The organism is Clostridia bacterium (assembly GCA_034926675.1).
Lineage (GTDB): Bacteria > Bacillota > DTU025 > DTU025 > DTU025 > JAYFQW01.
On record JAYFQW010000028.1, the window covers coordinates 26,389 to 48,751 of the forward strand.

General features: G+C 58.2%; 20 protein-coding genes and 1 pseudogene. 13 read left to right on the top strand and 8 right to left on the bottom strand.

Features of this window, described 5'->3' with window-relative positions; genetic code table 11:
- Nucleotides 1-4 precede the first annotated feature (4 nt).
- The 12 genes and pseudogenes from fliM (at nucleotide 5) to VB144_08435 (ending at nucleotide 10,752) form a co-directional block, all read left to right on the top strand.
- Complete coding sequence (gene fliM, locus VB144_08380; protein MEA4883657.1) at nucleotides 5-1,024, top strand: flagellar motor switch protein FliM; 1,020 nt, start codon at nucleotides 5-7, stop codon at nucleotides 1,022-1,024.
- A gap of 179 nt (nucleotides 1,025-1,203) precedes the next feature.
- Nucleotides 1,204-1,512: pseudogene (gene fliN / locus VB144_08385) on the top strand (flagellar motor switch protein FliN).
- Between the two features lie 4 nt (nucleotides 1,513-1,516).
- Nucleotides 1,517-1,894, top strand: a complete 378-nt coding sequence (locus tag VB144_08390; GenBank protein ID MEA4883658.1) for a flagellar biosynthetic protein FliO — start codon at nucleotides 1,517-1,519, stop codon at nucleotides 1,892-1,894.
- Nucleotides 1,895-1,977: 83 nt separating this feature from the next.
- A complete protein-coding gene (gene fliP, locus VB144_08395; GenBank protein ID MEA4883659.1) occupies nucleotides 1,978-2,679 on the top strand; it encodes a flagellar type III secretion system pore protein FliP in 702 nt (233 codons plus the stop codon).
- 20 nt (nucleotides 2,680-2,699) lie between these two features.
- Nucleotides 2,700-2,969 (top strand): flagellar biosynthesis protein FliQ, encoded by a 270-nt coding sequence (fliQ, locus tag VB144_08400; protein MEA4883660.1) that lies wholly within the window; start codon nucleotides 2,700-2,702, stop codon nucleotides 2,967-2,969.
- Between the two features lie 12 nt (nucleotides 2,970-2,981).
- Nucleotides 2,982-3,764: a flagellar biosynthetic protein FliR gene (gene fliR / locus VB144_08405; GenBank protein ID MEA4883661.1), complete on the top strand. Its 783-nt coding sequence runs from the start codon at nucleotides 2,982-2,984 to the stop codon at nucleotides 3,762-3,764.
- Between the two features lie 68 nt (nucleotides 3,765-3,832).
- Nucleotides 3,833-4,990 carry a flagellar biosynthesis protein FlhB gene (gene flhB / locus VB144_08410; GenBank protein MEA4883662.1) on the top strand — a complete coding sequence of 386 codons (1,158 nt, stop codon included), beginning with the start codon at nucleotides 3,833-3,835 and terminating at the stop codon, nucleotides 4,988-4,990.
- Entirely contained in the window at nucleotides 4,978-7,098 is a 2,121-nt protein-coding gene (gene flhA, locus VB144_08415; GenBank protein ID MEA4883663.1) for a flagellar biosynthesis protein FlhA, read from the top strand. The genes flhB and flhA overlap by 13 nt, the downstream gene beginning before the upstream one ends.
- Nucleotides 7,088-8,314 carry a flagellar biosynthesis protein FlhF gene (gene flhF, locus VB144_08420; GenBank protein MEA4883664.1) on the top strand — a complete coding sequence of 409 codons (1,227 nt, stop codon included), beginning with the start codon at nucleotides 7,088-7,090 and terminating at the stop codon, nucleotides 8,312-8,314. Before flhA ends, flhF begins: the two co-directional genes overlap by 11 nt.
- 53 nt (nucleotides 8,315-8,367) lie before the next feature.
- On the top strand, nucleotides 8,368-9,279 hold the full coding sequence (locus tag VB144_08425; GenBank protein MEA4883665.1) for a MinD/ParA family protein: 912 nt from the start codon (nucleotides 8,368-8,370) through the stop codon (nucleotides 9,277-9,279).
- Between the two features lie 15 nt (nucleotides 9,280-9,294).
- A complete protein-coding gene (locus VB144_08430) occupies nucleotides 9,295-9,972 on the top strand; it encodes a PilZ domain-containing protein (protein MEA4883666.1) in 678 nt (225 codons plus the stop codon).
- 6 nt (nucleotides 9,973-9,978) lie between these two features.
- Nucleotides 9,979-10,752, top strand: a complete 774-nt coding sequence (locus VB144_08435) for a FliA/WhiG family RNA polymerase sigma factor (GenBank protein ID MEA4883667.1) — start codon at nucleotides 9,979-9,981, stop codon at nucleotides 10,750-10,752.
- A gap of 79 nt (nucleotides 10,753-10,831) precedes the next feature.
- Here VB144_08435 and VB144_08440 read toward each other — a convergent pair whose 3' ends face one another.
- From VB144_08440 to VB144_08475, 8 genes are all read right to left on the bottom strand, one after another.
- Entirely contained in the window at nucleotides 10,832-11,740 is a 909-nt protein-coding gene (locus VB144_08440) for a carbohydrate ABC transporter permease (protein ID MEA4883668.1), read from the bottom strand.
- A 59-nt stretch (nucleotides 11,741-11,799) separates the two neighbouring features.
- Complete coding sequence (locus VB144_08445) at nucleotides 11,800-12,732, bottom strand: sugar ABC transporter permease (GenBank protein MEA4883669.1); 933 nt, start codon at nucleotides 12,730-12,732, stop codon at nucleotides 11,800-11,802.
- Nucleotides 12,733-12,813: 81 nt separating this feature from the next.
- Nucleotides 12,814-14,076 carry an extracellular solute-binding protein gene (locus VB144_08450; GenBank protein ID MEA4883670.1) on the bottom strand — a complete coding sequence of 421 codons (1,263 nt, stop codon included), beginning with the start codon at nucleotides 14,074-14,076 and terminating at the stop codon, nucleotides 12,814-12,816.
- 420 nt (nucleotides 14,077-14,496) lie between these two features.
- Nucleotides 14,497-15,594, bottom strand: coding sequence for a uroporphyrinogen decarboxylase family protein (locus VB144_08455; GenBank protein MEA4883671.1), 1,098 nt, complete (start codon nucleotides 15,592-15,594; stop codon nucleotides 14,497-14,499).
- A 204-nt stretch (nucleotides 15,595-15,798) separates the two neighbouring features.
- Nucleotides 15,799-17,007, bottom strand: coding sequence for a maltose ABC transporter substrate-binding protein (locus VB144_08460; protein ID MEA4883672.1), 1,209 nt, complete (start codon nucleotides 17,005-17,007; stop codon nucleotides 15,799-15,801).
- A 97-nt stretch (nucleotides 17,008-17,104) separates the two neighbouring features.
- Complete coding sequence (locus VB144_08465) at nucleotides 17,105-17,977, bottom strand: sugar ABC transporter permease (protein ID MEA4883673.1); 873 nt, start codon at nucleotides 17,975-17,977, stop codon at nucleotides 17,105-17,107.
- Nucleotide 17,978: 1 nt separating this feature from the next.
- Nucleotides 17,979-19,274, bottom strand: coding sequence for a sugar ABC transporter permease (locus VB144_08470; GenBank protein MEA4883674.1), 1,296 nt, complete (start codon nucleotides 19,272-19,274; stop codon nucleotides 17,979-17,981).
- Between the two features lie 156 nt (nucleotides 19,275-19,430).
- On the bottom strand, nucleotides 19,431-20,561 hold the full coding sequence (locus VB144_08475; GenBank protein MEA4883675.1) for a uroporphyrinogen decarboxylase family protein: 1,131 nt from the start codon (nucleotides 20,559-20,561) through the stop codon (nucleotides 19,431-19,433).
- Between the two features lie 347 nt (nucleotides 20,562-20,908).
- Between VB144_08475 and VB144_08480 the strand changes: the two genes are divergently transcribed.
- A complete protein-coding gene (locus VB144_08480) occupies nucleotides 20,909-21,652 on the top strand; it encodes an amidohydrolase family protein (protein MEA4883676.1) in 744 nt (247 codons plus the stop codon).
- The last annotated feature ends 711 nt before the right edge of the window (nucleotides 21,653-22,363 follow it).

A 22,363-nucleotide genomic window follows, 5' to 3' on the forward strand; every position in this document is an offset into this window, starting at 1 on the left:
GTATGTGACTGAAGTACTGACCCAGGAGGAGATCAATGCTCTCCTCACTCAGTTCTCGAAAACTGATGAGGCGGTCGAACCGAGGGAGGGCGCCATCGATGGCAAGACGTACCGGGTGTACGACTTCAAGCGCCCCAACAGATTCTCCCGGGATCAGCTCAGAACTATACACATGTTGCATGAGACGTTTGCCCGGTATTTCGCCACAACACTCTCTGCACACCTGCGCACGCCGGTGAAGGTTACCCTCACCGACGTGCAGCAGCGCATATACGACGAGTACATGTCGTCGATGAGAGCGCCTGCCGTTCTCTACGTGTTCACGCCAGAACCCCTGGACGGACAGGCTGTGATGGAATTCAACCCGTACATCGTCTTCATCATGATCGACAGGCTCATGGGCGGACCAGGGCGAGTGAGAGGCAAGATCCGGGAACTCACGGAGATCGAGGAGAACCTGGTCAGAGCCATAGTTCTTCGGTCAATGGATGACCTGAGGGAGGCCTGGGACCCCATGCTCAGGTTTGACCCGCATATCGACAGATACGAATCCAACCCGCAATTCGCGCAGATCGTATCGCCCAATGACACTGTGGTTCTCATGACATTCGATGTCAAAGTGGGAGATGCTTCAGGATCGATGAGCATCTGCATGCCCCACTCCACACTCCAGCCTGTTCTTCAGAAACTCAATGCCCAGCAGTGGTACCAGAAGGGCGGCAAGATAAGCTCTGAAAAGTCCACTAGTGCGATAGCCGCTGGGCTCGATAATGTGAAGGTCCCGGTTATCGCCGTGCTCGGCAAGGCTTCAGTGCCCATGCGTGAGATGCTCGATTTGCAGGTTGGAGATCTGATACGTCTCGATGAGCGTTCATCGGGGAACCTCACGGTGATCGTGGGGCAGACTCCGAAGTTCATCGGAATACCGGGGCTTGTTGGCAAGAGTTGCGCAGTTCAGGTCATCGATAGGGCGGGAGACCAAGTGAAAGGAAGCATTCAAACGGAGAGGCGGGAGTCGCAATGAACGGCATGGAGAAGACAGACGCCGCGTGGGCTGACACTGAGACCGGGGACGACGATATTCCCACTTTCGACCTCACGCCAGAGACGCCAGAGACCAACGAGGCCAAGGCGCCGCTGGTCTCTAGGTCCGCGGGTCCAAAGGCATCCGCGCCTGAAACGCCTCCACCTGCTCCCGCGCCTGAGGTGCGCCCGGTGCAGTTCATGCCGTTCGACGACCTCCGCTCCGGCAGGGGAAACAGCAATATCGATCTGCTCATGGACGTGCCCTTGCCTGTAGTGGTTGAACTAGGACGAACCAGCATGCTGGTGAAGGAGATCCTGTCGCTTGGCCCAGGGTCCATCATCGAGCTAGACAAGGCTGCAGGGGAGAACGTGGATATTCTCGTGAATGGAAGGCTCATAGCCAAGGGCGAGGTCGTGGTGATCGAGGAGAACTTCGGAGTCAGGATCGTGGAGTTCGTAACCACACCAGAGAAAGCTGTGCAGTGAGGACATGCAGGAGAGTACTGGGCAACTGCTGCTTCGGACCGGGGGCGCTCTGGTCGTAGTCATCGGACTCATCTACTTCACGGCCTACCTGGGCAGACGTGCGCAGGCTGCCGGGCTGATCAGGGGGTCGGCACGGAGAAGGCGCATCATGGTGGTGGATACGGCGCGAATCGGGCCTGATGCATATCTCCACCTGGTCGAGGTGGACGGGAGGACGGTCCTGGTGGCAGTGAACCGTGGGTGTGTGGCCTTTGCGCCTGGAGATCACAGCGCCGGGAAGGATTCCTGCGCCTGCCCCGCCGGCGCCGGAGGAATTGGCATGGGCGCTTCAAAACATTCGGATTCCTCTGATGTCGCAGACGGCGGGGTGAGGGCTGAATGAAGGCCAGAGTACGTGGAATTAAATTCTGCCTCACGGGGTTGTCCATTGCGGGAATGGCGTTTGCCATTACCCTGATCATTTCCATGGCGGCTGAGTGTGCGCCTCTTCGGATACCCGGGATGAGCCTCGCCATCGATACCGCCGACAATCCGAAGGAGGTCGCGGGCGCCCTTCAGATACTGGCGCTTCTGACTGTGTTGACGCTCGTGCCTTCCATACTGTTGATGATGACTTCATTCACGCGGATCGCCATAGTGCTGTCGTTCGTTCGATCTTCCATGGGGACTCAGCAGGTCCCCCCGAACCAGGTGCTCATCGGCTTAGCCCTTTTCATCACCTTGTTCGTGATGATGCCAGTGTTCGACCAGATGAACCGGGAGGCGCTACAGCCGTATATGGCGGGGAAGCTCAAGCAGGAGGAGGCGCTGGCCAAGGCCGCAGGCCCGATCCGCACCTTCATGCTGAAGCAGACTCGCGAGAAGGATCTTGCGCTGTTCGTGGATCTGGCAGGGCTAAAGCAGCCCAACAAGCCAGATGACCTTCCCCTTCACGTGGTGATTCCGGCATTCATGATCAGCGAACTCAAGACGGCTTTCCAGATGGGATTCGTAATCTTCATACCATTTCTTGTCGTCGATATGCTGGTGTCCAGCATCCTGATGTCCATGGGTATGATGATGCTGCCGCCCGTGCTGATATCCCTCCCATTCAAGGTGCTCCTGTTTGTGCTTGTGGATGGATGGGCGCTCGTCGTTAAGTCCCTTGTCGAGAGCTTCGTGCGGTAAGGAGATAGGGAGGCAGGCGTATGAACGAGGCTACGGTAACATCAATAGCTGTTCAGGCACTCGCCGTGGCGTTCAAGGTGAGCGCGCCAGTGCTCCTCACTGCACTTGTCGTTGGCATAGTGGTGTCGGTTCTCCAGGCTGCCACGCAGATCCAGGAGATGACCCTAACGTTTGTCCCGAAGGTGCTTGCTATCGCTGCGGTCATGCTTCTTGCTGGTCCATGGATAATGAGGACCATGGTGGGATTCACGAGGGACTTGTTCGGCATGATGACGACTTTGGCTAAGTAGGTGGCGGGTTCGATGCACGGGGCGACTATCGGCCTTTCTGAACGGGATTTTCTCATATTCCTGCTGGTGCTTGTGAGGATGACCGGCCTCTTCGTCATCGCCCCTGTGTTCGGCCATGCCAGCCTGCCGCGGCAGGTCAAGGTGGGCTTGGCAGTCGCAAGCGCCATCTTCGTGTTTCCTTCGGTGTTGGGGTCGAATTCCCAGGCGCCAGGCGATACTGCTGAGCTAGCCCTTATGGTCGGACGCGAACTACTGGTGGGGACCGTGATCGGATATATCGCACTCCTCATATTCGCCGCGACTCAGATGGCAGGTGAGCTCGTAGATACGCAGATCGGATTCGGGCTTGCGAACATAGTGGACCCATCATTCGGAGGGCAGGTCACTGTCATCGGCCAGTACCAGTTCCTGATCGCGACGATGCTCTACCTGACTGTGAACGGACATCACATTCTAGTGGGCGCGATCGTGAGGAGCTACGGCGCAGTGCCCTTGGGAAGCGCGAGTATTGGCCCGGAACTCCTGACTCTTATCATTGCGAAGTTCTCGGAACTGCTCAAGATCGCAGCGAGAATGGCGATCCCGGCAGTGGCATGCCTGATAATCACCGAGATTGCCCTTGGCGTGCTGGCGCGGTCTGTCCCCCAGATGAACGTGCTGATGGTGGGGTTTCCCCTCAAGATCATCGTCGGTTTCGTCGTCATGGGGTTGGCGGCGCCGGCTATCTGTGGGTACATGCAGGGGGTGTTCGGGAGACTTCCGGAATCCCTCAGCGCGGTACTGAGATCGTTCTGACAGCGCAGTGCCAGGTTGTTTTCTGAGCATGCAGAAGCTCCGGATATCAGCGAGGGATGTGAGGGCGTTTGGCGGGAGAAGACAGGACAGAGCAAGCAACACCACGAAGGCGCGAAGAGTCGCGCAAGAAGGGGCAGGTGGCCAGGAGCGCAGAGCTATCCGCCGCCCTCAACTTCATTGTGTGCCTGTATGTGCTGCAGTCCTCCTTCTCGTTCGCCAGCCGGACCCTTGCGAGCTTCATGTCGGCCAGTATGTCGGGGCTTGCCATGGCGGACCTATCCGATGCTGCAAGCCTATCGATTCTGGGCAATGCGCTCATTACAGTCCTGATGGCCGCCGCGCCAATCGTGCTTGCGGCCATGATCACCGGGGTTGCGGCGAGTGTGGCTCAAGTAGGCCTCCTGCTCACTCCGCAGGCATTCACCCCGCAGCTTTCCAGGATCGATCCCTTGGCCGGATTCGGGCGCATGTTCTCCAAGCGGGCCGTGGTGGAGATGCTCAAAGCCGTGGCAAAGGCGATCGTGATCGGCTACTTCGGTTACACGGGGCTCAGGGCTAGGATGCCTGATCTGGTCATGGCGGCGTCGATGGATCTGGGTGAGGGGTTGGCGACCGCAGGCAACACAGCCATGTATGTTGGAACCCACATGGCCATCCCACTGCTCACCCTTGGAGCTATCGACTATGCATATCAGAAGATCGAACTGGAGCGAAACCTTCGGATGACCAAACAGGAGCTCAAGGAGGAACTTCGGCAGCAGGAAGGCGACCCGCTCATTCGCTCCAGGATCAGGCAGCGCCAGAGGCAGATAGCGACCCGCAGGATGATGCAGGACGTGAAGACCGCGGACGTGGTCGTGACTAACCCGACCCACTATGCGGTGGCAGTGAAGTACGATCAGGAGAAGATGAACGCACCGCGGGTGGTTGCCAAAGGCCAGCGGCTGATCGCGCTGAGAATTCGTGAGATTGCGCAGGAAGCTGGAGTGCCGATTGTGGAGAATCCTCCAGTCGCACAGGCTCTGTACCATTCAGTGGAGATCGGACGGGAGGTCCCCCCAGAGCTATACCGGGCGGTTGCCGAGATCCTGGCCTTCGTTTTCAAGCTTGCCAAGGAGAGAGGGGCCTCAGCCGGAGGCGCCAATGCGCGTTCGAATCCGCAGGGCGACACTCAGGTCAGCGGAAGTGGGGATGGAGAGGAGGGGAGCAACGGATGGCTGATCTAGGGCAGGGCGAAAACGCAGGCGCAGGAACTGGGGCTGGAACGAACGCACTGTCGGCGTTGCTCCAGTATCTCAAGGGCGGCGATATCGCCATGGCGGCCATCGTCATGGCCACGGTCATGATGATGGTTGTCCCGATTCCATCGATTATCCTCGATATTCTACTTGCGCTGAACCTCGCGTTCTCGCTTGCGATACTTCTTGTGACAATGTACATCACTGAACCCCTTGAGTTCTCTGTCTTTCCATCGCTGCTTCTCATCGTGACCCTCTTTCGGCTGTCTTTGAACGTCTCAGCCACCAAACTGATACTGCTCAAGGGCAACGCGGGTTCGGTTATCGAGGCATTCGGAAACTTCGTGGTGGGGGGCAACTACATAGTCGGGCTCGTCATATTCCTCATCCTCGTTATCATCCAGTTTGTGGTGATTACCAACGGCGCGGGGCGCGTGGCTGAAGTGGCCGCAAGGTTCACTCTAGATGCGATGCCGGGCAAACAGATGAGCATCGACGCGGATCTGAATGCAGGCATGATCACTGAGGATCAGGCGCGACGGCGTCGCCTCAAAATCCAGCAGGAAGCGGATTTCTACGGCGCGATGGATGGCTCCAGCAAGTTCGTGCGGGGTGACGCCATTGCGGGAATCATCATCATCGCAATCAACATTGTGGGAGGAATCCTCATCGGCATCGTGCAACTTGGGATTCCCGCAATGGAGGCCTTTGAGCGGTTTGCCCTGCTTACAGTGGGAGACGGACTCGTGAACCAGATACCGGCCCTACTGATCTCGACTGCCACTGGCATCGTAGTGACGAGAGCGGCATCCGAATCAGACCTAGGCCACGACTTCCAGGCTCAGATGCTTGCGCAGCCCAAGGCCGTGGGGATTGCGGCTGTGCTCTTGTTCGCAATTGGATTGGTTCCCGGCCTTCCCAAGGTCCCATTCCTTCTGCTGGGCGGCACGGCTGCGTGGTACGCCTACGGCCTGGCCAAGAAGGCCAAGGAGAAGGAGGAGGGGCCTCCAGATGAGGGCGTTCCTGTGAGGCCGACCTCCGATGAAGGAGAGGATGTGATGGCGCTCCTGCGGGTGGAGACAATGGAACTCAACTTCGGGTACGCTCTCATTCCTCTGGTCGATGTGGACCAGGGAGGCGACCTGAAGGATCGAGTTGCTGCAGTCAGGCGGCAGATCGCGCTGGAACTCGGCATTCTGGTGCCGTCGGTGCGTATCCGTGATGGTGTGCAGGCTAGGCCCAACGAGTACATTGTGAAGATCAAAGGGGTGGAAGTGGCGAGGGGAGAGGTCATCCCCGACTGCTTCATGGCGATGAACCCCGGCACTGCAACTGGGGACATCGACGGCAGCCCAACCAGGGAACCCGCCTTTGGCCTCCCGGCAGTCTGGGTTGCCGGCGCTCGAAGGTCGGAGGCCGAGATGATGGGCTACACTGTGGTGGATCCTGCCTCGGTGATCGCAACGCACCTGTCGGAGATCATTAAGGCCCATGCCCCTGAGCTCCTATCCAGGCAGGATACCCGGAACCTTGTGGATAACGTGAAGAAGACCTCGCCAGCCGTGGTGGAGGAACTGATTCCCGCGCAGATGAGCGTGGGCGAAGTGCAGCGAGTCCTTCAAAACCTGGTGAGGGAGAGGATATCCATTCGAGACCTCACTACTATACTGGAGGCCTTGGGTGATGCCTCAGGCGCCTACAAGGATGTGGACGCTCTTACGGAGTACGTCAGATCCAGGCTGGGCCGATCAATCTGCGCGCAGTACGCGGGGCCGGATGGAATGTCGGTGCTTACGATAGAGCCATCACTGGAGCAGCAGCTTCTTGAGTCCCTCGACATAACCGAGCATGGCGCCTATCTGGCGCCTGAGCCAAAGGTGTACAGGGCTTTGATGTCGAGCCTGGCCTCTGAGAGCGAACGGATGGCTGCTTCAGGGCTACAGCCCATGGTGCTAACGGCGAGCAACCTCAGGCCGCATTTCCGCCGCCTGATCGAGAGGGCCGCTCCTGCAGTGGTCGTCCTTTCCTACACTGAAGTGGTGCCGGAAGTAAGGGTAAATGCAGTCGGGATGGTGAGTTTGGGCAATGCGGGCTAAACGATACGAAGGTGCAACGATGAAAGAGGTCCTCTCCCAGGTGCGGCGGGACCTCGGGCCAGAGGCCGTGATCCTGGAAGCGCGGCAGTGTCGTGGGCATGGGCTCGCGGCTCTGCTGAGTCTGCTCCGCATACGCCCTGTGTGCAGGTTCGAAGTACTAGCTGCAGCGGATGGCGATCCGGAGCCCTGCGAAATGGAGTTCGGGGCAGCCCTTGAGCGCGCGGAATCCCGCGGCGCTGCTCCAACTAACCAGCCAGGCCAGATCGGGCAGACTGGCACAGTGGACGGAGCGGGCGCAATGGGTTCACCACGCTCGAACGGCGGCATCAGGACGCCTGGTGTGCCCAGTGGAGGCAGTCTGCGGGCTACTCTTTCAGTGTTGGCCAGGGAATCGGCTGCAAGAGGACGGGCCGCGGCGCTGTCGCCAGAGATGGCAGATCTCTACGCGCTTCTGCTTGATGAAGACGTATCAGAGGAGACTGCATTTCGCCTAGTTAGCAGGCTTGGCCTGGAATCCCCCGGCGTTCCTCCGCCCGGCATTGAACTCAGGCAATGGGCAGCCCACGCTGTCTCGGCGATGACGCCGGTCTCCGGACCGATGCAGCTGATTAGGGGCAGGCGGAAGGTAGTCGGATTCATCGGCCCCACGGGGGTGGGCAAGACGACCACCATAGCGAAGCTAGCTGCCAACTTCGTTCTCGTGGAAAAGGCGCGGGTTGCACTCATCACTGCTGACACATATCGGATCGCCGCGATTGAGCAGGTTCGAACGTACGCGGATATCATAGGAGTTCCGTGCGAGGTGGCGTACTCGGCGAAGGATATGGGGGATGCGCTAGCGAAACATGCGGATAAGGAAGTAGTCCTTATCGACACCGCTGGGAGGAGCCCGAACAATCCGACACGAATGTATGAACTGCGAGGCATGATGGATGCTGCGCTTCCCGAAGAGACCCATCTGGTTCTTTCCGCGACCACACGAAGGCAGGACCTAGATAATCTCGTCGAGCGTTTCTCAGGTGTGGGGTTCGATAAGGTCATCCTCACCAAGCTCGATGAGAGCACGAACATCGGAGCGGTGTTCAATGTGGCCGCCAAATCTGGAAAGCCGTTCTCATATCTCACGACCGGACAAGGTGTGCCTGAGGATATCGAGGCCGCGACCCACTCTGTTCTGGCGCAGATGCTATCAGACAGGTGGCGAACGAGGCAGTGAGCACGGATAGTGGATTCCCGACGCATGGAAGCGGATGTGGGAGGGTTGACAACATGTCTGATCAAGCTGCAGAGCTCAGGGGAATGGCACAGGAGGTCGGTGATGTCCGGACGCGCCAGCAGCGGACCAAGAAGAGCGCGGACGACTCGGTGAGAGTAGTGGCCGTTACCTCAGGGAAGGGCGGCGTTGGCAAGACGAACTTCGTGGTGAATCTGGCGATGGCCCTGGCCGACATGGGCATGCGAGTCAGCATACTCGATGCCGACCTCGGGCTTGCCAACGTGGATGTGCTTCTAGGGCTGCCTGTAAGGCACAATCTGCATCATGTGCTCAATGGCACGTTGTCGCTCGAAGATATCGTCGTCAGAGGTCCGCGGGATATCGAGCTCATTCCTGGAGCATCTGGGCTGCGCGAGATCGCGGATATGGACGACGCCTCCCGGGCCAATCTCATCGGTGCGCTCGCCAGAGCGGTCCGCGGGCGCGACATTCTGATTGTGGACACGGGCGCCGGGATGTCGAAGAATGTCATGGACTTCGTGCTCTCGGCGCAGGAGACCATCGTGATGACTGCGCCGGAGCCAACAGCAATGGCGGACGCCTATGCTATGATAAAGGTGATCTCCAGGGAAAACCCCAGCGCGGCAGTGCGGGTTGTGGTCAACATGTGCGCTAGCCGCGATGAAGCCAAGAATGTCGTTGAGCAGCTCGCTCTCCTGGCCAGCCGCTTCCTCAGCTTCACCTTCGAGCCGTTGGGATACATACCCATCGATTCCTGTGTGGCCAAGGCTGTGAAGCAGCGCCAGCCCTTTGTCCTGGCATATCCCTACTGCCCTGCGTCCGGGGCTATGCTTTCGATAAGCCGGAAGTTCCGCGGAATGGACCGGCCCGATGCGCATGAACCGGGGATCACCCCGTTCATCAAGAGGTTTCTAGGTATGACGGCTCCGGACTATCTGCTTTGAGAGAGTGGTTTAGAAATGCGGGCGCCAAACCTCCGCACAGATTCGCGCATACGGATCAGGGCCAGGGATCTCGATGGCTCGCCGAAGTTCGCCACTAAGGTGGAGAGTCCATCTGATCGTGGCCTTTGGATCTATGCGCCGTATACCGACGATTACCAATCGATGCTGCGCGTTGGGGATGCAGTGGAGATTGTCTGCTCGAGTCGAGGGGCTGTATACTACTTCAATTCCACGATCATCGGCGAGATGGATGATCAGGTCAAGCTCCTAGAGATATCCGCGCCGCAGTTCGTGAAGAGAGAGCAGCGGCGGGACCACGTGCGAGTTCCTCTGTACATCAGGGCCAACTATGCTGTAGAATCTCCAGATCGCCAGCCCAGTCTGGAGTGGCGTGCAGCAGTCACGATTGATCTGTCTGGAGGCGGCGTGTGCCTGTTCATTCAGGGCACAGACAAGAGGCTGGCGCCTGGCGTATTGCTACGAATCGTACTGCCCATTAGGCCGAGTTCCGCATCACTGCAGCTGCGAGCCAGGATTGTGAGAGTTCAGTCGCCGGACCTTTCGACTGCCCAGCCGGGTGTGTGTGTGGCGGCCGAGTTCATTGACCTGAACGAGGGCCAGCGGGGAGATATCATCAGATATGTCTTCGACAGGCAGAGGGCGCTCATACGACAGTCTGTCGAACCGGAGTGAAGTCATATGGAGGACATCTCAGTGCTATGGGCTCAGTATCGTGAGTCGGGAAGCCAGGCAGTGCGGGAAACGCTCATCCTGAACTACATGGGCCTGGTGAAGTTCATAGTGAGCCGCATGCCCCAGGCGTCAATCCCAGGGGTCGACTACGATGACCTCATGGGATATGGTGTTCTTGGGCTCATGGACGCGGTTGAACGCTATGATCTGAAACGGGGAGTGAAGTTCGAGACATACGCAATGACCCGCATAAGAGGGGCCATTATCGACCATCTGAGGAACATGGACTGGGTGCCACGGTCAGTGAGGCAGCGCGCCAGGGAGATTGAGAAGGCCATGTGGAAGCTGGAAACGCAGCTTGATAGGCCTGCCACCGATGATGACATAGCTGCCGAGCTGAGAGTCGATGTGGCCACCCTGGAGAAATGGATGTGGGAGATAAGCAAGGCGTCGTACTTGTCGCTCGACGAACTCATTGCGGTGGATGAGGAGAGCAATGCAGCGACGTTACTGGACTTCGTGAGCGACATCGGAAGCCCAGATCCGGAGATGGTGCTGGAAATCGAAGAGCTGAAGAACGCTCTGATCGACGCCATCGATTCCCTTCCCGAGCGCGAGCGGATGGTGATTGCGATGTACTACTATGAGGAGATGACCGTCAAGGAGATAGCACAGGTCATGAGGGTCTCGGAATCGAGAGTGTCCCAGCTTCATACGAAGGCCATGATGCGCCTTCGGGCTAAGGTCGATCAGGGCAGGCAGGTCAGTGTGGAAAGATGAACAAGGCCTGTTTGAGCCGTATGGGCTCGTGCGCTGCACCTGCCCGAATCTGCCTGGCGTCCGGTCTTCAGTTCCGCGCCTATCGGTCTACTCCGTCCCTGCCTGCGGTCTCACTCCTGCTCCCGCCTCCCGCAATTCCCCGAATGTAATGCTTCTGCAGCAAGAGGAACAGAGCCACCGGAGGAAGACTTCCAACGGCTGCTGACGCGAACAGGTACGCCCAGTGAGCCTCGTCAGCCGTGATCTGCATTGCTATCGCAGTCTGCACCACCCTGTACTTGCTGGAGAATGCCGCGACAAGAGGCCAGAACAGGGAGTTCCATTGAAACATGAACAGCATGACTACTACAGTAGCCGCTGCAGGTATGGACATTGGCATCACGATGCGCCAAAATGTGCAGAACCAGGACGCGCCATCGACGCGCGCTGCTTCGATGATCTCAGAAGGTATCTCCTCATAGAACTGCTTGAACAGGAATATAGCCAGACCGTTTCCCACAGCGGGCAGCACCAAAGCTGCGCGGGTGTTCAGGAATCCCATTCTGCTTACAACGAGGTGGAGCGGGATCACTATTGCATCGAAGGGCGCGATGAACGCGACGAGAACCGCGAGAAACACCAGACTCCTGCCTGGAAACTCGAACTTGGCCAGGGCGAACCCTGCCATGGAGTTGACTACCACTCCGAGTGCGACGGCAGCGCCAGATACCAGCGCGCTGTTCGCGATCGCCCTGCCGAAATCCAGCTTGCTGAAGATGCCCATGATGTTCGAGAGCGTAGGACTGGAAGGGACGAACGTGCGCCACGTAAGTGGGGAGGCGTATTGATAGAGCGAACTTGCCGGGCGGAGGGCAGACGCAACCACCCACCATACCGGCAGGATGTATACCATGGCGAGAAGCAGGAAAAGCCCCTCCCGGGCAATGGTTCCTGCCAGGCGAACGGCGATACTGCGGTTCATGTTGGCATGGCTCGGGATTCCGCTCAAGTGCGCAGCCCCTCTACTGGACATAGTTCGCGGAGTTCAATGGTTGGCATGGCCGCCTGCTAGTACTCGTGTTTCGGTCGGGTAAGCCGCAGCTCGGCCAGTGAAAGAAGTAGCACCGCGGCGAGAACCAACGATGATATCGCCGTTGCCCTCCCCATGTCAAGACCTATGAAGGCGCTCTTGTATGATTCATACACAAGGACGTTGGTGGATCGGATCGGCCCGCCCTTCGTAAGGATGAACACCGGAGCGAAGGTAAGGAAATTGAACGCAGTGTTCGACACAAGCACGAAAGAGACGGTGCGTGCAAGCAGCGGAATGGTGATATGCCATGCCTGTTTGCTCTTGGAGGCCCCATCAAGTGCTGCCGCTTCGTACGCCTCCCTTGGGATTCCCTGCATCCCGGCGAGGAAGAACATCATCCAATAGCCGGAATTCCGCCACACTGCAATGGCGATCAAGCACGCCAATGCTTGCCGTGGCGAGTTAAGAAACGGCTGAGGAGGAAGCCCGATTGCCCGGAGCAGGCTATTTACGAGTCCGTAGTAGGGATCGAGCATCAACCCCCAGACCACTGCCACCACCGACATGGATATCGCGGACGGAAGGAAGCACGCAGTGCGCAAAAGCGAACGCCGTCTATCGCTGCCCTTGAGAAGGAAGGCGAGCCCCAGTGCGACTGCGACGGTGACCGGGCTCGCCAGGGCGGAGTAGGCGAGAGTGACCCTTGCTGATCCCCAGAAAACCGGATCTGAGGTGAACAGATGCCTGTAGTTGGAAAAACCAACGAAAGCGCGGGTTGGACCTCCCGCAGCAGCGCCGACGCCGGCGTTGATACTGGCGCCGATCGCCTCGCTGGCAGCTGTCGGAGGGGTCGCCAATCCCATAAGGCTTTCGCCTACGGATACTGCAGCGGGCAAAACCCGAAACAGCCCCAGCAGAATCAGGGCTGGGGCCAAGAACACTATTGCAGCGCGCGGTTCACGGAACACGAGATCACTCCAAGTTCGAGGCGGCAGGGCGGCTCTCCCGGCGACTCGACGAGCCGCCCGCGCACGGATTGGGCTACCGGACTACCGGTATTTCGCGAGGTCTCTATCGATCTGGCGCGCGGCGCTCTCGAGAGTAGAGGCAGGGTCGGCGCCGAACTGTATCGCATTGAATGCATCCTTCAGAATCGACTCATACTGGAGATACCCGGGGGTAACAGGGCGCGGCGACGCAGTGGTGTCCATCTCGTGTAGAAGCACCTGCCACATCGGGTTCTTGAACACATCTGGGAGAGCAGCATACACATCGCGCCTTGCGGGAGCATTTCCGAACAGCTTGGTCCAGGCGATGGATGCATCCCGACCGGTTATGAACTTCAGGAACCTCACGGCGGCATCCCGGTTGGCGGTCCTAGAGCCTATTCCAACGTTCCATCCACCTGTGGGTGTGACGGCGCGCCCTCCTGCAAAGTACGGGTGGGGTGCGAGTCCAAACTCCCAATCCTTGAACGCCGCCAACCTCGAGATGTTCCACTCAGCCCCCAGCATCATCGCAGCCTTTCCGCAGCCGAAGTACTCTCTGGCTACTGGCGCCTCAAGCAGGCCCTTCGGACTCACCTTCCACTCGTTGAACAGCTTTGAGTAGAACGTGGCAGCCTCAATGAACGCAGGCGAGGTGATGTAGCCCTCAGATACGGCGCCGTCGGCCGAGAGAGCGCGGGCTCCGCGTGACTCTGCAAGGGGGAGTATCTGGTACGGCCTGTCGGATTGCTCGAGGATTAGGCCCCACGTATCAGGCTGGCCGTCGTGGTTCTCATCGATGGTCAGCTTGCGGGCGAGCTCGGCTGCCTGCTCCCAGGTGAGACGCTCCCCGGGGTTCTCCGACGGCAGCGCCACGCCATACTTACGGAAAATCGTCTTGTTGAAGTAGAGGCCAACAGAGGATGTAGCGTAGGGCGCGGCGTAGAGCCTGCCATTCCATCGGCATGCGGCCACCGACGAAGGAAACCACGCTGCCAGTTCAGTTTCGGTGAACACATCATCCAATGGAAGGAGATAGCCTCTCGTTGCATATGATGCAGTTAAGGGCCCGTCCACTATGAACACATCGGGGGCATGCCCTGACGCGAGCCTGACTTCGAGGGTCTGGAAGAGTTGATTGAATGGAACGAGCTGAATGTCCACGGGAATGTCGGGATATGCTTTCCGAAACCCCTCGATCTGTGCATCGACTAAGTTCTTCGGCCAGCCCATCCACACGACCTCAAGGGTGGTTGCCCCCAGGACAGGTAATGAGATCAATGCCAGCGCGGCGATGACGACGGAGAGCGCGATCGCCCTTTTCATGGGTACTAAGCCTCACTTTTCGAGTTGCACAGTCTGATGCCAGTTTATATGAGACCGTTGCATGGTGCAAATCCGATCGCCTCTGATTTGAAGAAGGCGCCCAATGGAAAGGAGGGAGCTCCTGCCCCCTCCGAATACGGAGTGCTTTCCAATCTAGATGGGGAAGAACCAACAGAAGAGCCACCAGACCAGTATGATGGCAATATCGACGATGATGAGCCACCACCACCACCAGAATGGCCAGAAGATACCCTTCTTCTCAACCTCCGCCATTGCCCGTTAACCCCCTCTTCCATAAGCGATGGGTCCGGTTCATATTATGAAGGTTGGAGGCAGGGTGAACGGTGCCAATGGCACACCCGGTTGGCGAAGCGCGCACGACGCCAGGCCCTGTTGCGACGGGGTGGAAGCGGCGTCGGCCTATCCGCGCCACCGCGCTCCCTCGTCCATCATGATCAGGTAGTTCTCCACAGGCACATAGTTCGCTATTGAGTTCCCGGATCCCAGCGCCCAGCGACCGGCAACGCAGTGCTCTATGATCTCTCGGACATACTCTCGGAGTTCCGCCTCTCCCATCCGGCATAGCTTATCCACGTCTACACCGCCTAGGGCAGCGACGCGATTGCCGTGTCGCGCCACGAAATCCGCCACTGGGATGATTTCGTCCTGAAATGAGTGAATAGCGTCAACGCCCACATCATCAATGAGGTCATCCATGATGGCCGACAGATTCCCGCAAGAGTGCAGCCAGTACATCTGGCCATGCTCATGAGCCAGGGCTGCGTACCGCTTGTGCCATGGGAACACGAGTTTACGAAGACGATCCGGGGAGATGAAGGTGGACGTCTTAAAGCCCATGTCATCGCCTTGAAAGAAGCCCGCGACGTTATCAAGGGTGCACGCGTTGCGGTAGAACGAGAGGAGCGCCTCTCCGGTCCGGCTGAACACAGCCTCCACCAAGGCTGGATCCTCATACAGCAGGATGCTCATCCCCTCGAACCCGAGTAGATACTCGGAGGCAATCTCGAACACGCCGCTCGATGGGCAGACGAGCATCTTCATGCCATCTGGGAGGTTCTTCGACACGAACTCATAGGCGGAGTAGTCGACCTGATTCATCTTCGCCCATGGGTATGACTGGAACTCATCCCATGAGGCGATCTCTCCGGAACTCTCCTCAACCCAACCACGCTCACCCCGGGAAAGGTCCGCTGTATCAACAGTGGCCCGGTGCTTGGCGCGGGGCACGTGAAGTCCGTCGCCGACCCGAATGTAGTCATAGCCCATGCGGCGCCAGAATGCGATTTGCTGCTTCCAGTAGCCCTCGAAACTGTACTCCGGTGATGTGATCGGTTTCTCACCGAGGCAGCTCTGCAGCACTTCAGCAACGATCTCTCTGTCTGCGAAAAGCTCGGCGTAGTGAACACGGGCAGCCTTGCGTGTGCCCTCAAGCACCTGCCTGAACTCGGCGAAATCGGGCCTGGGATCATCGAACGGGACGAGCAGCTTTCCTGCCATGGTAGGTCCCTCCCTGTGTGAGTGGTATAGCTGAGCCTCAGCCCCGGGGTTCGCCGCATTGCCGGGCGGGGTGCGCCAGGTAGTCCGGGGCGGGCGATCAGGTTCGGTTCGTGGCGGTTCCAGATGCGGTTCCAGATATGGATAAGGCCCGCCTCAGGGGGTGGGCCTCATCCCTGTCTGACTGCATCTCAGACAGTCAGCGTGTCACTTCAGCTCGGCGTTTGCCTCTTTGATCAGCGTCACTGCATCTGCGAGCGCGCGGTCAGGGCTATTCTGGTTGCGAAGAACAATGTCGATGGCATTGTTCATCGGCACCCACACTGCGTTCATCTCCGGGATATCGGGCAGGATGCATCCATAGTCGGCTTGCGCGCCGAATCCGACGACCTCAGGGCTATTCTTGGCCTCCGGAGTATCGAGGACATCAAGCCGCGGGGGAATGCCCTCGGCGTTCCGGAAAGACCTCAGCATCGCATCCCTGGAAGTCAAGTAGGCTATGAGCTTGACCGCGTCGGCCTTGTTCTTGCTGTATGAGCTCACATGCCACCACTTGAGGCTCACGAACGGCGAGGGATACTTTCCATTGTCCAGTTTCGGCAGGGGCGCGACTCCGTAGTCGATTCCGGCCTGCTTCACATTAGTGATGATCCACGGACCATCGACGATGGCGGCTGCCTTGCCCTCAGTGAACTTGGCAGGAGCAGCCACGTAGTCGGTTCCAACCGGGATCAGACCCTCATCGCGGAATACCTTGAGCAACTTCAATGCCTTCACTGATCCGGCATTCGCGAGTCCGATGTTCTTCGCGTCCCAGCCGTTGGCAGTCGGAGTGAACACGTATCCGCCATAGGCATTCATGAATGGATAAGCGTAGTAGAAGTTCTCCATCGGCCACAACACGCCGAACATGCCCTTCTTCAAGAGCTCCTTCGACCTGGAGATCATCTCATCCATTGTGGCTGGCGGCGTCGGCCAGATCTTCTTGTTGTAGATCAGCCCGATTGTCGAGATGTCGTAAGGAACTCCGTAGAGCTTGCCGTCAACAGTCGCTCCATCTAGGCCCACCTTCATGAACTTGGAGGCATCGATCGAAGTGCGGTCTATGGGCGACAACATGCCGGTAACGGTGAGTATTCCGAGCTTGCCTGAGAGTGAGCAGAACACGTCCGGCCCTTTACCCATGGGGCCGGCGAGGGCGATTCTGTCGGCGGTTTCCAGAACGCCTACTGACTCAATGCTCACAGACCTTCCACTGGTCTTCGTCCACTCGTCTGCTATCGCTCTTATGGTGGCTACCTTCTGAGGTTCACACCAAACCACGATCGGATCCGCTGCTACTGCATACACAGCGCTCAGCGAAAGAAGCAGCAGCCCGACTGCGAGAACGCACAGAACTCGAGTCCATGATTTCACGTGAGATTCCCTCCTCCATGTGGATTCGCATGACATAAACGGCTGACAGATCGCCGGGCCTGCAAGGCCCGCACATATGCACCTCCTCAGACGATGATCACTTAATGGCGCCCTGGGTCATGCCTGACACAATGTACTGCTCAGCTGACAGGAACACGATGACAATTGGAATTGCGGTAAGCACCGACACTGCGGAGAAAGAGGCCCACTGCGTCGAGAACTGAGACGAGGTGAGGCTCCTCATGCCGAGTACTGAGGTCCACTTGGCGGTGGAGGTTATGATCACCTGCGCCATGATGTACTCCGAATAGGGCCCGAGGAAATTCACCAAACCGACTACGTACAGTATCGGCTTTGCCAAAGGAAGGAGTATTCTTACGAACGCCTGAAACCTAGTGGCGCCGTCGATCATGGCCGACTCCTCAATCTCCTTGGGCAATGAATCGAAGTACCCCTTGAGAAGCCACACCGAGAAGGGGATCGCACCTCCCACATACACGATTATCAGCCCCAGGTAGGTATCGATTAGGCCTGCCCATCCAAGGAGAGTGTAGAGCGCCACAATCGCCATGAAACTGGGGAACATCTGCATAATCATCGATGCTATCAGCCCTTGCCTACGCCCTGGAAATCTCATTCTTGAGAAAGCATAGGCCGCTGGTGTTGTTACAGCGAGCGCTGCAAGGGCTGTGAGTACGGAAACCTTGACCGTATTCATGATCCAGCGCGGGAAATTCACGTCGGGATCGGTGAGTACCGTCTTGTAGTTGTCGAGTGTTACTGTATCAGGAATGAGAGAAGAGCCCACGAGGCCAGTGGAAGCCTTGAATGAGCACGATGCCACCCAGAGAAGTGGATAGAGAACCAAGACGCAGGCGACTGCCAGCACAAGGTAGAGAAGCACCAGCTCAAGCATGTTGCCTGCTTTTTTACGGTAGCTTGTGCGCTCGGATCTGCAAACGTTCGCCATCTCACTGCTCCTCCTGTTTGAGCTGTTTGAGGACTCCCGACAGCTTGAAGTTGGTCATGCTCATGATCACAACGAATGCGAAGACGAGCAGCGCGAGAGAGGATGCGTACGCCCACTGCAGTTGCCGGAAACCAACGTTGTACACCCATGTCATGAGGATGTCAGTCGCGCCTGCTCCCCTACTTCCGGGCACCGGTGGGCCGCCGCTTGTGAGCAGGTAGATGATTCCGAAGTTGTTAAAGTTGCCTGCGAACATCAGGACCGCCACAGGTGCGATGACTGACATCACGAGTGGGAAGGTGATGCGGGAGAATGAGTCCCACCTAGATGCGCCGTCGACCCTTGCGGCCTCATACACCTCATTCGGCACACTCTGAAGCGCTGCCGAAATCACCGACATGTTGAATGGGAAAGCGATCCACACGTGCGTGAGGAGTACGCTCACTCTTGCCCAGAAGTTGTCCTGGAACCAGGATATCGGGGAAAGCCCGATTGACTTCAGTAGTCCATTGATGGGGCCGAAGCTTGTGTTGAAGAGGCCGAAAAACACCATGATCGTCACTGCTGAGGGGATCGCCCATGGCAGCATAAGGATGGTTCGGAACATGCGGCGAAGCCGAATCTGCCTATTCTGCAGAGTGAGGGCCAGAACCAGCCCAACAAGAAATGCAAAGACCGTGCCCAATGCGGCGTACGCGAGGTTCCATGCGAGCACCGTATCGAGTTGGCCCCTCCATGAGGAGCCCGACTGGAGCAACTTCCTGAAGTTGGAGAAGCCTACCCAGTCGAATCTGCCGGCGGGTGGGCAATGGTACAAGTTGTAGTTGGTGAAGGCCAGCGCAACGTTGAATAGCAGTGGGATGAGTATTACGAAGGCTGTAAGAGCCATAGCTGGCGCGATGTAGAAGTAGGGTGCGGCGGATCTCAGGAAAGCGTGCCAGTCGCTTCCGGCGCTGACCTCTTCTGGCAGGCGTCCACATAGGCGCACAAACTGCGCGGTCTTGACGGCATCGGCGACGTTTGCTGCGTGGAACCACGCGTATGCTCCTACTGCCAGCGCCGAAAGGATGCCAACTAGAAGGATGTGGCGTGAATCAACGAACCTGCCGACGGGGTTCAGAGTCACCAGGCCGTAGAGAGGATCCCTGAGCGTCGTGATGGCGAGCACCAGGAAGATTGCCTCGATACACATGAATGCCAGAGCCTTCCGCCGCTGCCCATTGTAGACCTGCCCTGCACCGGCGATCAGGGCTGAGAGGACTCCGGCGACTTTTGGATTGGGGTTCCGTGCCTTCACATCCAGTCCCTCCGTTGTGCCTCGTATTTGCCGTCCATACTCCCGCCCGACGTCGCTCTGCTCAGATCAGCCAAGCAATGCCATGCGGGCTGGACCGACATGGGATCTGTGTCCCATCTGTGTTCCGTACGTGTCACACGTATCTGACTGTCCCCGTTACCTCGAATACTTGCGCTCCTGGGCCCTGAATACGCTCACTGCCTCCGTGGCCTCGTCCGCCGTGTCGGTCACCACGGAGAATACCAGTCGCACATGTTTCGATAGGCCGTAGTAGTCGGATATCTCGGCTGCAGAGGCATCGACCGCGATCACAGGCTTGTCGGGCGATCTGCCAAAGAGGTCTGGATGCTTTTCTATGAGGTTGCTGAGAATCTGCACTGGACGAGTCTGGTTCGGGTCCGCAACGATCTGTATCTGCCGCAAATGCTTAAGCTTCAGGAATTCAGGCATCACGTGGGGGCCGGCAGAGTGGCAGTGGACCTCGCCGATTCCGAAAGCATCAAATGCACGCTGAGTGTATGGAGCGCCGAACTCCCGATAGTGGGCGGGGGAACAGAGGCTAGATATGTCTTCCGACACAGCTATCCTGTTTGGAGCGCAGTGCCATGCTGAAAGCTCATGTGCGAACTGGGGAGCGAATATCTCCCTTATCTGAGCCGACGCGAACCAGATGGTCGCATCCGTAGCAAGTTTCATGAGGCGGTGGACGAATTCCGGGTCTTCGTAGAAATCCATGTAGATGGCCTCGCCCCGAAGCGCCCAGGCCAGGTCGAGGGGTGAGTAGTAGCCGCGCCCCAGAGGTATCCTGTATGGAGCGATCTTCTCCAGGGTGTAGCGGGTAGCGGCGTTGAGGCGAACGAACCAGCGGTTAGCGGGGTCCAGGCTGAGGCGGGCAAGGTCGGATTTCTCCGTGATCACAGGTTTAGCCCAGCTAGTGTCGTCGCCAAACTCGATATCCCCGGCTACGAATGCGCTGAACTCCCCGATTCCCATGTAGGGAACAACCGATGGAATCCAGTCGTCGTCGATTCCGCGGCGGATATCCATTAGCTCCGCCTGATACGAAAGGTAGTCGTCGAGATATGAAGAAATCCCTTCCTCAAAATCGTACTGATTGAGAGAAGGGCCCTTGAGAGTGAGAACAGACGGGAATGTGTAGATGAGTGCGCTGGGAATGCTGGGTGAATCCGACGCCCCGGAGGTTGAGGGAATCCCACTGAAGAAGGCACGGACTCTCGACATGCAAGATTCCAGCTCGGGTCTGTAGTTCGAAATGTCACAAAACATCCTAGCACCTCATTGGCTGCCCAACCGGGCCGTCATTGCGCATACATAGTAGTCAACCCATCAACCACTATATTAGACTGGGAACTAGTGTATGTCAACACACACTGCGTGCGCATGGTCCCGCGCACATAGGCCGCGCGCGTAGGCCGCACACATAGGCCGCACGCATGGTGACGCACGCATAGGCCGCGCGCATGGTGACGCGCACATGGCGCCGAGTGCGTGGCGACGAGCGTACGGCGGGGTTTGAGGCGATGAGTTTGAGGCGATGAGTTTGCGGCGATGAGACGGTTGAGTCGGGGCGCTGTTGACAGTAGTTTACGAGTAGAGAGGGGAGACTGGCGCTAGTGAAGGTGTGTGACAGTCATGTCCATGTGGGGGAGTTCTACGACCGAGTGAACCGTTCGGTCCAGCACTATACGCCTCGTGAACTGGTTTCCCAGATGGCGGCAGCTGGGGTTGACTTGGCTATCGTGTCGCACATCGGCGCCATCGCCGAGCCCATCGAGGCGAACCGCGAAATGACGCGGATTGCAGCCGAATATCCACAACTTGCGCCGCTTGTTTGGGTGAGCCCCGATGTTATGTCGCCAGATGATGTATTGGACCTGCTTGATCTGGGCTTCAAGGGGCTGAAGTTCCATCCCACGGCTGGCCAATACCGGGCAGACTCTCCTGCGCTGAATCCCTACCTGGATTTGTGCCTAAACACGCGCACTGCGGCTCTGTTCCATAGTGCTTCCGATGAGTACAGCGCTCCGGCGTTCTTCGATGCTGTAGCCTTGGCACACCCGTGCGTTCCGATCGTGCTTGCACATATGAACCTAATGGGACCTGCAGGAGAGGCGATTGAGGCGGCCGAGGCCCATCCGAATCTGTACCTCGATACAAGCTGGGCTGCGCCTGAGGACATCCTAGAGGCCATATCGCGGCTGGGCGCTGGCCGTGTGCTCTGGGGCACTGATGCTCCGCTGGGAGGGGCATCCCACTATGCGCAGGATCGGGGTCGCCCAATCATCGAACAGCGCCTCACGCAGGCAGAACGAGAGGCGGTTCTGTGGGGGAATGCCGAGAGGCTGTTCAGGCTGTAGATCATGGGTTCCGCCATCTCGCGGCCCATGTTCAGCACCCTTGGGCGTTCAGTTGCTCGGTTTTCGCTGCAGCCCTGAGCTCGTTAGGTACTCTGTACCTGAGGCATTGCCTTGGCATCGTGGAAGGCAACGTCTCGCACGCCGCTTACAGCCGCTGATGCGGCTCCGTGGTTCTCAAGCTTCCGGTCCCGCAGGCTGTCAATGTCGGCCAAACCAGCATTGTCGCGCGCTCAATGCCACTCAATTGGACATTGACGGTCCGACTTCCGCGGTCGAGGTTCGCGCAGATTCCATGACGCGCGCGGGCGATTTCCGAAAACGCGTCTAGCTGCAAGTAAGCCGCGCCACAGTGTGCCATGATCCCGCCCTCTCGCGCGCAGTGTCGCCAATCTCGCCGGAACGCACGTTTGGAGGATCTCAATGCTGGTTTCATCGACATCGCGGGCTTCTCAATGTCGATTCCATCGACATTGAGCTCGTCTCACTGCTGGATTCCTCGACATTATCGCTCCAGTGCTCGGTCGCCCCTCGTCAGGCGGCGCGGGGATGCAGCCGGGGACCATCACGCTGCTTGCAGAGCCCACGGTCGAACCAGGGCTCCTGCAGCTCATGGCAGATCTGCGCCGCTGTAGGGACCAGCTATGCAAGCGGGAGCAATCGGCATGCTCTGGGTGCATATCGCTTTGAGAAGGAATGAAGCATCAAGTGGAG

Bases quoted from the DNA above. Each gene is read 5' to 3' on its own strand.
- VB144_08390 (MEA4883658.1), top strand. From the start codon at position 1,517: ATGCAGGAGAGTACTGGGCAACTGCTGCTTCGGACCGGGGGCGCTCTG.
- fliP (MEA4883659.1), top strand. From the start codon at position 1,978: ATGGCGGCTGAGTGTGCGCCTCTTCGGATACCCGGGATGAGCCTCGCC.
- fliQ (MEA4883660.1), top strand. From the start codon at position 2,700: ATGAACGAGGCTACGGTAACATCAATAGCTGTTCAGGCACTCGCCGTG.
- fliR (MEA4883661.1), top strand. From the start codon at position 2,982: ATGCACGGGGCGACTATCGGCCTTTCTGAACGGGATTTTCTCATATTC.
- flhA (MEA4883663.1), top strand. From the start codon at position 4,978: ATGGCTGATCTAGGGCAGGGCGAAAACGCAGGCGCAGGAACTGGGGCT.
- flhF (MEA4883664.1), top strand. From the start codon at position 7,088: ATGCGGGCTAAACGATACGAAGGTGCAACGATGAAAGAGGTCCTCTCC.
- VB144_08425 (MEA4883665.1), top strand. From the start codon at position 8,368: ATGTCTGATCAAGCTGCAGAGCTCAGGGGAATGGCACAGGAGGTCGGT.
- VB144_08430 (MEA4883666.1), top strand. From the start codon at position 9,295: ATGCGGGCGCCAAACCTCCGCACAGATTCGCGCATACGGATCAGGGCC.
- VB144_08435 (MEA4883667.1), top strand. From the start codon at position 9,979: ATGGAGGACATCTCAGTGCTATGGGCTCAGTATCGTGAGTCGGGAAGC.
- VB144_08450 (MEA4883670.1), bottom strand. From the start codon at position 14,076: ATGAAAAGGGCGATCGCGCTCTCCGTCGTCATCGCCGCGCTGGCATTG.
- VB144_08455 (MEA4883671.1), bottom strand. From the start codon at position 15,594: ATGGCAGGAAAGCTGCTCGTCCCGTTCGATGATCCCAGGCCCGATTTC.
- VB144_08465 (MEA4883673.1), bottom strand. From the start codon at position 17,977: ATGGCGAACGTTTGCAGATCCGAGCGCACAAGCTACCGTAAAAAAGCA.
- VB144_08475 (MEA4883675.1), bottom strand. From the start codon at position 20,561: ATGTTTTGTGACATTTCGAACTACAGACCCGAGCTGGAATCTTGCATG.